The sequence below is a fragment of the Asanoa sp. WMMD1127 genome (genome assembly GCF_029626225.1).
Classification (GTDB): domain Bacteria; phylum Actinomycetota; class Actinomycetes; order Mycobacteriales; family Micromonosporaceae; genus Asanoa.
The window spans coordinates 6,528,896-6,542,784 of record NZ_JARUBP010000001.1; the positions used below are offsets into that span (position 1 = coordinate 6,528,896).

At 73.6% G+C, this 13,889-nt stretch carries 13 protein-coding genes; 8 read left to right on the top strand and 5 right to left on the bottom strand.

Annotated features, from left to right (window positions below; genetic code table 11):
• Positions 1–21: 21 nt before the first annotated feature.
• A complete protein-coding gene (gene hypB, locus O7635_RS31195; protein WP_278084075.1) occupies positions 22–654 on the top strand; it encodes a hydrogenase nickel incorporation protein HypB in 633 nt (210 codons plus the stop codon).
• Between the two features lie 61 nt (positions 655–715).
• Positions 716–1,582 (top strand): S41 family peptidase, encoded by an 867-nt coding sequence (locus O7635_RS31200; protein ID WP_278084076.1) that lies wholly within the window; start codon positions 716–718, stop codon positions 1,580–1,582.
• Here O7635_RS31200 and O7635_RS31205 read toward each other — a convergent pair.
• Positions 1,571–2,842: an SGNH/GDSL hydrolase family protein gene (locus O7635_RS31205; RefSeq protein ID WP_278084077.1), complete on the bottom strand. Its 1,272-nt coding sequence runs from the start codon at positions 2,840–2,842 to the stop codon at positions 1,571–1,573. The genes O7635_RS31200 and O7635_RS31205 overlap by 12 nt on opposite strands.
• Before the next feature lie 87 nt (positions 2,843–2,929).
• Here O7635_RS31205 and O7635_RS31210 point away from each other — a divergent pair, with 87 nt between their 5' ends.
• Entirely contained in the window at positions 2,930–5,047 is a 2,118-nt protein-coding gene (locus tag O7635_RS31210; RefSeq protein WP_278084078.1) for a glycoside hydrolase family 3 C-terminal domain-containing protein, read from the top strand.
• Here the strand turns inward: O7635_RS31210 and O7635_RS31215 are convergent.
• Together O7635_RS31215 and O7635_RS31220 are read right to left on the bottom strand one after the other, a co-directional pair.
• Positions 5,004–5,594: a DUF1707 domain-containing protein gene (locus O7635_RS31215; protein ID WP_278084079.1), complete on the bottom strand. Its 591-nt coding sequence runs from the start codon at positions 5,592–5,594 to the stop codon at positions 5,004–5,006. The two genes, O7635_RS31210 and O7635_RS31215, sit on opposite strands and share 44 nt — an antisense overlap.
• A 39-nt stretch (positions 5,595–5,633) precedes the next feature.
• Entirely contained in the window at positions 5,634–6,647 is a 1,014-nt protein-coding gene (locus O7635_RS31220) for an iron-containing redox enzyme family protein (protein ID WP_278084080.1), read from the bottom strand.
• 71 nt (positions 6,648–6,718) lie between these two features.
• On the opposite strand from O7635_RS31220, the gene O7635_RS31225 reads away from it, so the two are divergent.
• The 3 genes from O7635_RS31225 to O7635_RS31235 are packed head-to-tail and all read left to right on the top strand — an operon-like array spanning position 6,719 to position 9,223.
• A complete protein-coding gene (locus tag O7635_RS31225; RefSeq protein WP_278084081.1) occupies positions 6,719–6,937 on the top strand; it encodes a CDGSH iron-sulfur domain-containing protein in 219 nt (72 codons plus the stop codon).
• 34 nt (positions 6,938–6,971) lie between these two features.
• Complete coding sequence (locus O7635_RS31230; RefSeq protein ID WP_278084082.1) at positions 6,972–7,682, top strand: hypothetical protein; 711 nt, start codon at positions 6,972–6,974, stop codon at positions 7,680–7,682.
• 44 nt (positions 7,683–7,726) lie between these two features.
• Positions 7,727–9,223 (top strand): MFS transporter, encoded by a 1,497-nt coding sequence (locus O7635_RS31235; RefSeq protein WP_278084083.1) that lies wholly within the window; start codon positions 7,727–7,729, stop codon positions 9,221–9,223.
• Between the two features lie 242 nt (positions 9,224–9,465).
• Here O7635_RS31235 and O7635_RS31240 read toward each other — a convergent pair whose 3' ends face one another.
• Positions 9,466–10,485, bottom strand: a complete 1,020-nt coding sequence (locus tag O7635_RS31240) for a hypothetical protein (RefSeq protein ID WP_278084084.1) — start codon at positions 10,483–10,485, stop codon at positions 9,466–9,468.
• Between the two features lie 98 nt (positions 10,486–10,583).
• Positions 10,584–12,302, bottom strand: coding sequence for an IlvD/Edd family dehydratase (locus O7635_RS31245; RefSeq protein ID WP_278084085.1), 1,719 nt, complete (start codon positions 12,300–12,302; stop codon positions 10,584–10,586).
• A 46-nt stretch (positions 12,303–12,348) separates the two neighbouring features.
• Between O7635_RS31245 and O7635_RS31250 the strand changes: the two genes are divergently transcribed.
• Positions 12,349–13,365, top strand: a complete 1,017-nt coding sequence (locus O7635_RS31250) for an alcohol dehydrogenase catalytic domain-containing protein (RefSeq protein WP_278084086.1) — start codon at positions 12,349–12,351, stop codon at positions 13,363–13,365.
• A gap of 29 nt (positions 13,366–13,394) precedes the next feature.
• The gene (locus O7635_RS31255; RefSeq protein ID WP_278084087.1) at positions 13,395–13,865 is read left to right on the top strand and encodes a GtrA family protein; all 471 of its coding nucleotides are present in this window, start codon (positions 13,395–13,397) and stop codon (positions 13,863–13,865) included.
• Positions 13,866–13,889: the final 24 nt, after the last annotated feature.

The following is a 13,889-nucleotide window of genomic DNA, read 5'->3' on the forward strand; positions in this document are numbered from 1 at the left end:
GCCGAGCACACGCATGAGCATGTGTCGGTCGAGCAGAACGTGCTCGCCAAGAACGACGCGATCGCCCGCGACAACCGGGCCTGGCTGCGCAAGCGGGACGCGATCGCGCTCAACCTGATGAGCTCGCCCGGGTCGGGCAAGACCACGCTGCTGGAGCGCACGCTGGTCGCCCTGGCCCGGGTGCGGCCGGCCGCGGTCATCGAGGGCGATCAGGCGACCTCGCTCGACGCGGAGCGCCTGCGCCGCACGGGCGCGCCGGCGGTCCAGGTCAACACGGGCGCCGGGTGTCACCTCGACGCGGCGCTGGTGCGGTCGGCACTGTCCAGGTTGGACCCGCCGACGGGCGCGGTGGTCTTCGTGGAGAACGTCGGCAACCTGGTCTGCCCGGCCATGTTCGACCTGGGCGAGCAACGCAAGGTGGTCGTCATCTCGGTCACCGAGGGCACCGACAAGCCACTGAAGTACCCCTACATGTTCGCGGCGGCCGACCTGGTGCTGATCAACAAGATCGACCTGCTGCCGTACGTCGACTTCGACCTGGACCTGTGCGCCAAGCACGCGCGGGCCGTGAACCCGGACCTGTCGCTGTTGACCGTCTCCGCCACCACCGGCGAGGGCCTGCCGGCCTGGTTGGACTGGATCGCCACCCTCTGACCTGCGTCGTGTTCGCCGTCGGCGTAGTCCTGGTGGTGGCTCGTTGGCCTACCGTCGGCGGGTGACCATCGAAACCGGGACCGCCACCGTGGGCGACGTCGCCGGCCGGCTCGTCGGCTGGCTGGAGCGGTTGATGCCCGACGGCGCGCGGCGCGACGCGTTGACGGCCGCCCTGACCGCCGGATTCGGCGGGGACGCTGCCCCGATCAGCGCGGCGGGCTGCGCGGCGATCGAGCGGGTCGCCTGGAAGTGGGCGCGGCATGTCGCGTTGTTCTGGGAGCCCGGCGGCACCGCGCCCGCCGACACCGAGGCCGGCGCGTGGCCGCCGCCGGATCCCGGCGCGGTGCGGTCGCGGGCCGCGGGGGTGTCCAACGTGCGGCGGCTCGACGACGGGACCGGCGTCGTGCGGATCGACACGCTCGACGCGATCGGGCTGGCCCAGCCGTTCGTCGATGCCGCGTTCGGGCTGGTGCGGGGTGCCCGGCGGATCGTGCTCGACCTGCGCGGCAACGGTGGCGGTGATCCGGCGACCGTCGCGCTGATCGCGGGCTGGCTGCTCGGCGACCGGGCGGTGCGGCTGTCCGACGTGGTCGACCGGGCCGGCACGCGGCAGTGGTGGACGCCCGACCGGGCGCCGGGCACCGCGCTGCGGCAGGACGCGTTCGTGCTCGTCGGGCCCGGCACGTTCTCGTCCGGCGAGGCGCTCGCCTATCACCTTCAGGCGCGCGAGCGCGTCACCGTCGTCGGCGAGGCGACCCCTGGGGCGGCCGACCACGTGTTGCCCATCCGGCTGGCGCCGACCGTGCTGGCCCACGTGCCGCGGGCGTACGTCGTCGACGCGGTGACCGGCGCCAACTGGGAGGGCACCGGGGTAATACCCGATGTGCCTTGCCCGGCCGACGACGCGCTGGAGAAACTACCGGGATAGCAGGCGCAGCGGGACCGCCTCGGCCATCGCCCGCATGCCGGCGTCGTTGGGGTGCAGCCCGTCGCCGCTGTCGTAGGCCGGCAGCATCCGCCCGGGCTGGGCCGGGTCGCGCACCGCCCGGTCGAAGTCGACCACGCCGTCGTACTCGCCGCTGGTCCGGATCCACGCGTTGAGCGCCTGCCGCTTGGCCTCGTTGGCCGGCGTGTAGTAGCCGGGGATCGCCGTGCCCTCGAACGGCGTCAGCGTCGCGCCGTGGATCCGCAAACCGCGTTCGTGCGCGCGGGCGATGAGCTGGCGGTGCGCGAAGATCAGGTCTTCGGCGCTGGCCGCCTCCTCCGCCGGCGCGATCGAGCCGGGCTGCCCGATGTCGTTGATGCCGAGGAGCACGATCACGTGCCGCACGCCGGGCCGGGCGGCCACGTCGCGGTCGAACCGGGACAGCGCGCTGTCCCCGAAGATCGGGCCCAGGCCGCCGAACACCGGATCCGGCAGGGTGTTGCCGTCGTAGAGCAGGCGGTTGCCGCCGATGCCCGCGTTGACCACGCCGAGGTCCCGCAGCTTGCGGTCGGCCCGCAAGCGGGCGGCCAGGAAGTCCGGCCAGCGGTGGTTGGCGTCGACGGTGGTCACCGCGCCGTCGGTGATCGAGTCGCCGAACGCGACCACCGCGCCGGACCGCGCGGAAGCGGCGACGGTGACGCCGGAGAGGAAGTACCAGGAAGTGGTCTCCTGCGCGCCGGGCAGGTCGGCCGCCCGGGTGACGTCGCCGGCGGCGACGTAGGTGCGCTGGAACGCCGAGCTGTGCAGCGTGGCCGCCGGGGTCGGCGCGGGCAGGTAGAGGCTGATCACGAGGTCGGCGCCGGCGGCGACCGGCAGCCGCACCGGGTCGCTGACCGCGGGTGCGCCGGGCGGGATCGAGACGGTGCCGCGGCCCCCGAAGGTGAGCGGGCGGTCGGTGCCGGGAACGATAGCCGAGCCGGTCGCGTGGCGGGCGATGCGGGCGGCGCCGATGGCGAGCGGCCGTGTCCCGTACTCGTTGGACAGTCGCACGCGGACCGCCGTGCCGCCGGCGCTCACGTGCACCACCTGCCGCAGGGTCTGGTCGTCGAAGGTCGTCGCGGGCTGCGGCGGCGTCGCCGCGCCGGTCACGGCCGTGCCCCACGTGGCCACCCAGGACTGCCCGCCGCCGGTGGCGCCCGCCGACCCCGTGAGCGTCACCGTGGCCAGGACCGCCGCGGTGAGCATTGTCAGCAACCGTCGCATCTGTCCCACCTCCCTCGTCCACCCCAGCGCAGGCAGTGACAGTTGTCAACCTGTGCCCGCTGCCGAGCCGCGGAGGATCATGAGCTGATGACGACCTTCGAGGACGCCGTGCGCCGGGTCCGCGCCGGATCGCTTTCCTCCGGCGCGGCCGCGGACGGGTTGGTCGCCGCGCTGACCGACGACGAGCTGCTCTGGCTGCTCGACGGGGACCTGCCGGTGCGCGCCGCCGTCCGGTTGCCGGCGCTGATCAAGGCCGGCCCGGTCGTCGCGGGCGCGATCCCCCGGCTCGGGATCCCGGGCATCCGGTTCAGCGACGGGCCGCGCGGTGTCGTGATGGGCCGGTCGACCGCGTTCCCGGTGACGATGGAGCGGGCCGCCACCTGGGACCCCGCGCTCGAGGAGCGGGTCGGGCTGGCGATGGGCGCGGAGGCGCGGGCGCTGGGCGCGAACTACTCCGGCGCGGTCTGCGTCAACCTGCTGCGGCATCCGGCCTGGGGCCGGGCGCAGGAGTGCTACGGCGAGGACCCCGTGCTGACCGGCCGGATGGGCGCCGCGCTGACCCGCGGGCTGCGGCGCAACGTGATGGCCTGCGTCAAACACTTCGCGCTCAACTCGATCGAGAACGCACGGTTCCGGGTCGACGTCGAGGTCGACGCGCACCCGCTGCACGAGGTCTACCTGCCGCACTTCAAGGCGGTCGTGGACGCGGGGGCCGAGTCGGTGATGAGCGCCTACAACGCGGTCAACGGGGCGCACGCAGACCAGAACGCGGTGCTGCTGACCGACATCCTGCGCGACGAGTGGGGTTTCACCGGCTTCGTCACGAGCGACTGGGTGTGGGGCACGCATGACGCGGTGACCAGTCTGGAGGCCGGGCTCGACGTCGAGATGCCGCTGCGGATGCACCGGGCCAGGCACCTGCGCGTCGGACCGGCGACGCGACCGCTCGTGCTCCGGTCGGCCCGGCGGATCCTGGCGACCACGGTGGGGCACTACGCGGCCCGGGATCCCGACGAACCGGCGGTCGACGCGTCGGCGCACCGGTCGCTGGCGCACGAGGTGGCCGTCCGCGGCGCCGTCCTGCTGCGCAACGAGCCGGTCGACGGCACGCCCCTGCTGCCGCTGCGGGGACCGATCCGCCGGCTCGCGGTGCTGGGCCGGCTGGCGACGGCCCCGAACCTCGGCGACCGCGGCTCGTCCATGGTCGACCCGCCGACGACCTCGTCCCCGCTGGCCGGCCTGCGCGCGGCGCTGCCCGCGGCGGAGGTGAGCCATGTGGACAGTGCCGCGGCGGCCGCGTCGGCCGACGCCGCCGTCGTGGTGGTCGGGATGGGTCCGGCGGACGAGGGCGAACGCATCACCAACGACGACCCGGCCAGCTTCGCGTTCCTGGGCTTCCCGTTCACCCTGCGGCCGGTGCAGCGGCTGGCGGCCCGGCTGGCCCGGCGGGCGACCCGGTTCGGCCCGGGCGGCGACCGCACGTCGTTGACCCTGCACGGCGCCGACGAGGCGCTGATCGCCGCCGTGGCCGCGGCCAACCCGCGTACCGTCGTGGTGGTGATCGGCGGCAGCGCCATCCTGATGGAGTCGTGGCGCTCACGGGTGCCGGCCATCCTCCTGGCCTGGTATCCCGGCATGGCCGGCGGGGCGGCGATCGCCGACATCCTGACCGGCGCGGCCGAACCGGGCGGCCGGCTGCCCTTCGCCGTCCCCACCGACGCGGACCACCTGCCGTTCTTCGACCGCGACGCGAAGACCATCCGGTACGACGCCTGGTGGGGCCAACGCAAGCTGGACCGCGACGGGCGCCGGGCCGCGTACCCGTTCGGCTTCGGCCTGGGCTACACCACGTTCGAGATCGCCCTGCGGGAGGTGTCCGATGTGGCCGGAGTGCGGGTCACCAACACTGGCGGGCGGGCCGGCTCGACGGTGGTGCAACTCTACGCGTTCGACGCCGACGCGGAGCGCCCGGTGCCGCAACTGATCGGCTTCCAGCGGGTCGCTCTCGATCCGGGCGCCGTGACCGACGTCGAGGTGGCGCTGGACCTGACACCCACCCGCCGCCGCGACCCGGCCACCCGCACCTGGTCACGCCGCCCGGGCCGGTGGCGGGTCGTCGCCGCGGCCCACCACCCCGACTCCTTCGCCGGCGCGGTGGACCTCACCAGCTCCAGCGACCGAGGCGGTACGGGCGACGGACGATGACCGTGCCGGCGGCGCTGCTGCCGGAGATGACGATGTGCGGGGCCGTCGAGCCCGGCTCGGGCAGGGACGGGACCCGGCAGAACGTCATGCCGCCGCTGGTGACCAGCCGGTCGAGGTCGACGGTGGCCCCGCGGGGCACGACCAGCACCGTGGTGCCGGCCTGGGTGGCCAGCTCGAGCTCCAGCACCCGGTGGCTGAACACGGCGTTCCGGAAGTCGAGCTTGACCGTGCCCGCCTTGCTCTTGACGACCAGCTTGCGCGGCACCGCCCACCGGCCCACCCGGCGGATCTGACCGGCGTGGCCGCGCAGCTCGACGACGTCGGTGGCGGCGATCGCCGGGACGGCGGCCGCGGTGCTGGGCAGGTCGGCGACGAACGGCTCCACGTCGCCGAACGTGCGCGAGGCCAGCACGCCGTCGACTCGCTCCTCGAACTCGGCCATGGTCAGGCGGCCCTCGGACACCGCGGTGTTGAGCCGCGCGAGCACGCTTTCCCGGTCGGCGTCGGACATCCGCATGTCGCGCTGCGAAGGGGGTTCGCCACTCACGCGAGTGACTTTACGGGTCGGGCGCCACGAATGTCAGCGTCAGGCGGCCCGTTCGACGGTCAGCGCCGGCAGCAGCGAGCTCCGGCCGGCCTCCCAGGCGGCGATGACGTGCCGGGCGAACAGGTCGTCGAGGGCGAGGCCGCAGCGGGCGCCGAAGAGGACGTCGCGGGCGCCGCCCGGGTTCTCGGCCGCATAGCTGCCCGCCAGGTCGTACGCGGCGACCTGCTCGTGCACGGCGTCGGCCTCGACGTGCTCGTCGAAGAAGCGGGCCGTGACGTCGTCCCCGCCGAGCCGGCGCACGGCCGCGGCCAGGTGCCGGTTGGGCGCCGTCGAGGTCATCTCGAACGCCGCGAGCTGCCCGACGAGCGCGCCACGCCAGCGTCGGTGCAATCCGAAGAACGACATCTGGTTGACGATGGCCAACGTGACCGCGGGGACCCGGTCGACGTGGGCGCCGTAGGTGCTGTCGACGCCCATACCGTCCATCGTGGTGCGGAACAGCTCGGCGTGCATGCGGGGCAGGCGGCCACCGCCGTACTCGTCGATCTGGATCTCGACCAGCGCCGCCTTCGCCGCGCCGCGCAGCCGCGGGATCGCGAACGTGTGCGGGTCGGCCTCCTTGAGCTGGTAGATCGAGCGGTGCCGGAGCAGCTCGCGGAACTGCTCGAGGGTGGCGTGCCGGCGGACGTGCTCGGCCAGCGACGGACCGTCCTGACTGGACACGAGGTCCAGCAACGCCTGCGGTACGTCGTCGCGCTGCGGGCCGAAGCCGGCCAGCACGCGCAGCGCCGACAGGAACGGGCGCTCGGCGGCGGCGCGCAGGGCGAGCAGGGCCGGCGACCACTCCCAGTCCGGGTCGACGCCGGCGAAACCCTGGAAATGCTGCTCGTAGCAGAGGTAGAGGGTGAGCTGGAGGTCCTCGTCGTGCAGCGGATCGGGCGCCGAGATCGGCGGGACGGCGAAGTCGGCGGGTGGCCCGGCGAGAGCGGCCAGCAGGGCGGCGGACACGGGTCCACGCGGGGCCGGCAACAGCGGCGCGGAGGTGATCGTCACGGCGCCCGGATGCCCCGGTCGGGCGAGATCAAACCTGGTTTCGTCGCGCGTACGCGGGGAACCGCCTGGTCATGCCACCTGTGGACGAGCCGGCCGCGACCGTGACCCCCTATCCCGACGGCCCGCTGCTGGTCAGGGGCGACTTCCAGCTGTTCACCGTCGACGGCGAGCGGATCGAGACCGGCCGGTCGACGGTCGCCCTGTGCCGGTGTGGATTGTCCGCGATCAAGCCGTTCTGCGACGGCACGCACCGGGCGACCCGTTTCAAGGCATCCAGCGGACGCGACTGATTCTGCCCCTCGCGCGACCGCCACAATGGCGGGCATGCCGTTCCCTGTGGTGCTGCAGGACAGCGTCGACCGGTTCGCCCGCTCGCTGGAGGTGCCGCGGCGGTTGGTGAGCCTGCACCCGCGTACACCCGGCAATGCCGGCAACTTCTCCGCCCTGCCGCCCGCGGTGGTGCTCGGGGTGATCTCGGCGTTCGAGGGGTTCGTCGAGGACTTCCTGGCGACGGCGTTGCACCAGCGGGGGTACGGGTTGGGCCAGATCGCGCGCCGGGTGGCCATGAACAACCCGACGGTGGGCGACTTCCACCGTAAGTGCGCGGCCGAGTTTCCCGGGATCGTCGCTCGGTTGGCCGGCGCGCCTGGCGTCGCGGTCTGGGACGTGCCGCCGATCGGGCGGGCGCCGGCGATCGAGACCATCCCACTGGCCGAGGTCACGCGGCGAGCGGACGGATGGATGCAGGTGCGGCACTGCCTGACCCACGGGCTCGTCTCGGGGTGGCGGGGCGAGGTCTGGCCGGGACCTCTGCGTGGAGTGACGGCGGCGAGCAGCGTGTTGCGGCCGCGGCCGGGCGGGCGCCACGCGATCGGGCTGGTCGGGGCCATCTCCTGCGCCCGGATCCACCTGCACGGCGCCCGGGTCGGGGCGGACGCGGTGGCGGCTGAGCTCGCGGTGACGCTCGACTGGGCGGGGCTGCCAGATTTTCCGTTGGGTGGGGCGGCGATCGGGCTGTCGAAATCCGGCACATGATTCCGACCTCCGGTCGTGAACCATTCACGACCGGAGAGGTACTCATGAACGTGAACAACCAGCGGGCGGGTCGCAAGGAGTGGGTGGGGCTGGCGGTGCTGGCCCTGCCGTCCCTGCTCGTGTCGATCGACCTGTTCGTGCTGCTGCTCGCCGTGCCGAAGCTGAGCGGTGACCTCGGCGCCGGCAGCACCGAGCAGCTCTGGATCATCGACATTTACGGGTTCCTGCTGTCCGGCTTCCTGATCACGATGGGCGCGGTCGGCGACCGGCTCGGCCGGCGACGGCTGCTGTTCGGTGGCGCGGCCGTGTTCGGGGCCGCGTCGGTGGTGGCGGCCTACGCGTCCGACCCGGTCATGCTGATCGCGGCGCGGGCCGTGCTGGGCATCGCCGGGGCCGCCATGGGTCCGGCGACCCTCGCCCTGATCACGGGCATGTTCCGCGACCCGAAGCAGCGTGCCACCGCGATCGGGGTCTGGCTGATGTCGCTGATGGGCGGCAGTGCGATCGGGCCGGTCGTCGGCGGCGTCCTGCTCGGTCACTTCTGGTGGGGGTCGGTGTTCCTCATCGCCGTGCCCGCGATGGTCCTGCTCCTCGCCCTCGGCCCGGCGCTGCTACCCAAGGACCGGCCGGCCGGCACGTCGGCGGCGCCGCTCGACCTGGTCAGCGTCGGGCTGTCACTGGCCGCGATCCTGCCGGCGGTCTACGGCATCAAGGAGGTCGCGCGGCACGGCGCCGCGCCGGGCGCGGTGGTCGCGCTGGTCGTCGGGCTGGGCTTCGCCGTCGCCTTCGTCAGGCGGCAACGGGCCCTGGCCGACCCGCTGGTCGACCTGCGCCCGTTCGGCGCGGCCACGTTCCGCACCGCCCTCGGCGCGATGTTCCTCAACACCATGCTCCCGGGCGCGACGATGGTGCTGATCACGCAATATCTCCAACTGGTCTCCGGCTACGAGCCACTGGGTGCGGGCCTGGCGCTGCTACCGGCGGTCGCGGCCGGCATCATCGCCACGCAGGTCGCGCCGCTGGCCGCCCGCCGGATCCGGCCGGCGCCGCTGATCGCGGGCGGTCTGGTCGTCTCGGTCGCCGGGCTGCTGCTGCTCACGGGGGCCGACAGCGCGGTCGCGGCCGTGACCGGGCTCGCGCTGTTCAACGTCGGCGCGGGGCCGCTGGTCACCCTCGGCACCGGCATCGTCGTGGGCGCGGTCCCGCCGGAGAAGGCCGGCTCGGCGGCCTCGCTGGCACAGACCGCCAACGAGTTCGGCTTCGCGCTCGGGGTCGCGGTGCTGGGCAGCGTGGCGGCGGCGGTCTACCGCCACGGCGTCCCCGCGGGCGCCGGGGACTCGCTCGCGACGGCGCCGCCGGCGCTGCTCGACCAGGCACGCGGCGCCTTCACCGACGGGCTGCACGTCGTTGCCGCGATCAGCGCGGTCGCCATGGCGGTCGCGGCCGTGGTCTGCCTCCGGGTGCTGCGCCATTTGCCGCCGGTCGGCCAGGAACAGCCGACCGCCGCGCCGGAACGGGAGCCGGCCCCGCAGATGCCGTGAGGAGGAGCCATCGTGCAGCGCCGAAGCGGTTGGGCGGCAGAGCCGCCGGGCCTTCAAGCGGAGGCCGCCCGAATCGCGAGCCGAGGCCGCCCGAATCGCGAGCTGACGCCGCCTGGGCCGCGAGCAGCCGGGGCCGCGGAGCGCTTGCATGGCGGAGGCCCCCGGGCCGCCAGCGGCGCCGGCCGCGAAGCTCTTTAACGGGGGAGGCCGCCTGGGCAACTGCCCGGGCGGCCTCCGCGTCGTCAAAGCATCGACATGTGCACGTGGTCCGTATGGTCGCTGTCCCCGCTGTAGGACTTCCAGCCCGTGGCGGGGAACCAGATGCGTTTGTACCAGATCACGTAGAGGATCCCGAGCGCGTCGGCGTTTCTGATGAGGAACGCGGCCAGGTTGTTGCCGTACATCTTCTCGTCGCGGTTCGAGGCTCTGGCGAAGCCGCTGGTGCGCAGCGACCAGTCGCAGGCGCGGCCCTTCGGATGCTCGTAGGGTCCGCCCGACCGGTAGCAGCCGACGAACCGTTTGAAGCCGGCCCGCTTGACCTCTTTGTAGGCGTGCAGCGTGCGCGGGGTGACGCAACCGCCGGTGGTCGGGTCCTCCTGGTTGCACGACTCGTCCGGCCAGCCGCCGTCGGCCGACCGCGGCGCCGGGCGGGCCTTGGGCGACGTCGCCACCACGTCGCCGCCGGTCAGGGAGAGGCCGCCGACCCGGTCGAGCTCCCGCTCGGCGGTGCGCTTCTGCTTGGCCATCGAGTCGGCCGCGGCCTTCTGCTCGGCCACCGCGGCGTCGATCTTGGCCTTGGTCGCCGCAACCTCCTCCTCCGCCGCGATGAGTGCGTTGAGCCGGGCCGCGTTGTACTGGTTGAGCCGCTCGAGCGCGGTCGCCTTCTCCAGAAAGCCGCTCTGGTCCGACGCGCCGAGCATGGCCACCATCGGGGTGAGACGGCCGGCGCGGTAGGACTCCGTGGCGAACTCCGTCACCTGGGGGCGCAGCTCCTCGACCCGCCGCTCGGCCGCCTGGAGCCGGATGTTCATCTGGAGCTGGCGCTGCCGCGACTTGTCCAGCACGGCTTTCGCCTTCGCGTACTGGCGGCCGGTCGACTCGAGCACGTCACCCAGGAGCGGCACTTCCTTCTCCTTGGGCGCGCCCGGTGACGGCGAGGGGTTGGGTGCGGCGTAGCCAGCGCTGCCTGGCGCGACGGCGACCGTGACGGCGGCGACCAGGGCCAGGACAGTTGCGAGCCAGCGTCGTCGCGCGGCGGTCATTCTTGTCGTTTCCCCTCCGTTAAACCGCGCACGAGCATACCCAAGGGTGATCCCGTCGCAACTGGTGCACAAAGCGACAGGGCCGTGGCAACACGTAATCAGTGCGAGTCACGTGGTACGCGGTCGCCGCTGCCGCCGACCAGAAAGTCCAGATCCGCCCCAGTTTCGGCGCCGCGGACGGTGTCCACGTAGAGCTTCTCCCAGCCCCGGGTCGGCCGGGCCAGCGCGTCGAGCATCGCCGGCGCGGGCTCGCGGGCCGCGAACTCGGCCGCCGGCAGGTCGACGTCGATCCGCCGCGCCTCGACGTCGAGCACGATCGGGTCGCCGTCGCGCACCTTCGACAGCGGTCCGCCGGCCGCGCCCTCGGGGGCGACGTGCAGCACGACAGTCCCGTACGCCGTGCCGCTCATCCGCCCGTCGCAGACCCGCACCATGTCGCGGACGCCCTGCTGCAGCAGCTTGCGCGGCAGCGGCAGGTTGGCCACCTCCGGCATGCCCGGGTAACCCTTGGGACCACACCCGCGCAGCACGAGCACCGAATCGGCGTCCACGTCGAGCGCCGGATCGTCGATCCGGTGGTGCAGGTCCTCGACGGAGTCGAAGACGACCGCCCGGCCACGGTGCTGCAGCAGGGCCGCGGTCGCGGCCGCCGGCTTGATGATCGCGCCGTCGGGCGCCAGGTCGCCGCGGAGCACCGCGATGCCGGCGTCGGCCATCAGCGGCGTCGCCCGCGGCCGGATCACCTCGGGGTCGTGGATCGCCCCGTCCGCCAGGTAGTCGCCCAGCGGCCGCCCCGTCACCGTCAACGCGTCGAGGTCGAGCAGGTCGGCGACCTCCCGCAGCACGGCGGTCAGGCCGCCGGCCCGGTGGAAGTCCTCCATCAGGTGCCGACCGGCGGGCTGCAGGTCGACCAGCAACGGGATGCCGTGGCCGGCGCGGTCGATCTCGTCGAGGGTCAGCGGCACGCCGAGCCGCCCGGCGATCGCCAGCAGGTGCACGACCGCGTTGGTCGAGCCGCCCAGCGCGCCCAACGCCACGATCGCGTTGTGGAACGACGCCTTCGAGACGACCTGGCTCGGCCGCCGGCCCTCCCGGACCATCTCGACCGCCAGCCGCCCGGACTCGTGGGCCTGCGCGGCCAGGCGGCTGTCGGGCGCGGGGATCCCGGCCGTGCCCGGCAACGTCGTGCCCAGCACCTCGGCCAGCAGGCCCATCGTGGACGCGGTGCCCATCGTGTTGCAGTGGCCCTTGCTCCGGATCATGGCGGACTGCGACGCCTGGAAGTCGCGGTTCGAGAGCGTGCCGGCGCGGACCTCCTCGGAGAGCCGCCACACGTCGGTGCCGCAGCCCAGCGGCACGCCGCGGAACGTGCCGGTGAGCATCGGCCCGCCCGGCACGACCAGCGCCGGCAGGTCGACCGAGGCCGCGCCCATCAGCAGCGACGGGATGGTCTTGTCACAGCCGCCGAGCAGCACCACGCCGTCGATCGGGTTGGCCCGGATCATCTCCTCGATGGCCATCGCGGCCATGTTGCGCCAGAGCATCGCGGTCGGCCGGACCTGGGTCTCACCGAGGGACACCACGGGCAGTTCCAGCGGTACGCCGCCCGCCTCCCACACCCCGTTGGCGACGCTGCGGGCCACCTCCGTCAGGTGCATGTTGCACGGTGTCAGGTCGGAGGCGGTGTTGGCGATGGCGATCTGGGGCCGGCCGTCGAACGCCGAGTCAGGCGCGCCGCGGCGCATCCACGCCCGGTGGATGTAGGAGTTGCGGTCCTGGCCGGCATACCACGCGTCGGAGCGGAGGGGGGCAGGCATACTGCCCATTATCAAGATTCGCCTGATCGGGTGGCAGGGGGTGGCGGTGCGGGCTTTCGTCGTCGTCGGGCCGGGCCGGGCCGAGGTGCGGGACGTGGCGCCGCCGGTGCCCCGGATCGGCGAGGTCGTCGTCGACGTCGAGCGGGCCGGCGTGTGCGGCACGGACGCCGAGTTCTACTCGGGGCACATGGCCTACCTGCGCAGCGGCGACGCGGCGTACCCGATCAGGATCGGGCACGAGTGGTGCGGCGTGGTCTCCGAGGTCGGCGCCGACGTCGACCGCGAATGGTTGGGCCGGCGGGTCACGGGCGACACGATGCTCGGCTGCGGCGACTGCTACCGCTGCCTGAGCGGCCGGCAGCACCTGTGCGCGGACCGCTTCGAGATCGGCATCCGGGGCGGCTGGCCGGGGGCGCTGGCCGAGCGGCTGCCCGTGCCGGTGCGCGCGTTGCACCCGCTGCCCGACTCGGTCGACGCGACGCTCGGCGCCCTGGTGGAGCCCGGCGGCAACGCGCTGCGGGTCGTCGAGGCGGCCGGCGTGACGCCGACGACCCGGCTGCTGGTGCTCGGCCCCGGCACGATCGGGCTGCTGGCCGCCCAGATCGCCGCGGCCCGGGGCGCCGAGGTGCATCTGCTGGGCCGCGACGAGCCGTCCCTGGCGTACGCCCGCGGTCTGGGTTTCACCCACACCTGGAGGCGGTCGAACCTGCCCGCCGACCTGGCCTTCGACGCGGTGGTCGACGCCACCAACGCGGCCGAGCTGCCCGGCTTCGCGGTGGGCCGGGTCGAGCCGGGCGGGCGGGTCGTCTACATCGGCATCGCCGAGGAACCGTCCCTGGTGGACTCCCGCGAGCTCGTGCTCAAGGACGTGACCGCCGTCGGCGTGCTGAGCGCGTCGGGCGGCCTGTCGGGCACGATCGAGCTGTACGCGACCGGCGCCGTCGACCCGCGCCCGTTGGTAGCGGCCACCGTCGGCCTGTCCGAGGCCGCCGACGTGCTCGCCGGCCGCCGGCTACCCGAATGGGGCGCGGCACCGAAAGTTCATGTCGACCCACGCCGGTGATCCCAGGTTGCGGGACTAGGGTGTCCCGCGTGGGTCAGGCCGAGCGGATCTTGCGACTCGCCTACCGCCATTCGCTGACCCGGTTCCTCGCCCTGGCCGGCCTCGGTTTCGGCTTCGACCTGGCCCTGCTGGCCCTGCTCGACGCCGTCACCCCCCTGCCGTCGGCGGCCACGGTCAGCATCGCCTTCTGGGTCACGTACGCGCTGAACTTCGCCCTCAACCGCACGTTCGCCTTCCACGCCGACGGCCACGGCGTACGCGGTCAGTTTGCCCGGTTCGCCCCCCAGGTGCTGGGCGACTACGTGCTGACCCTGGTCGGCGTCACGGCCCTCGGCGCGCTCGGCGTCGGCCTGGTCCCGGCCCGGATCATCGCGGGCGGCACCAACCTGGTGTTCAACTACGTGCTCTACCGCTGGTGGACGTTCCGCCGTCGCCCCGAGCGCGCCGACGTGGCGGCCCCTAAGCTCGCGCTGGCGGCCTCCGGGGTGGAGGGACCATGACCAGCGATGTCCACCCGGTTTGCA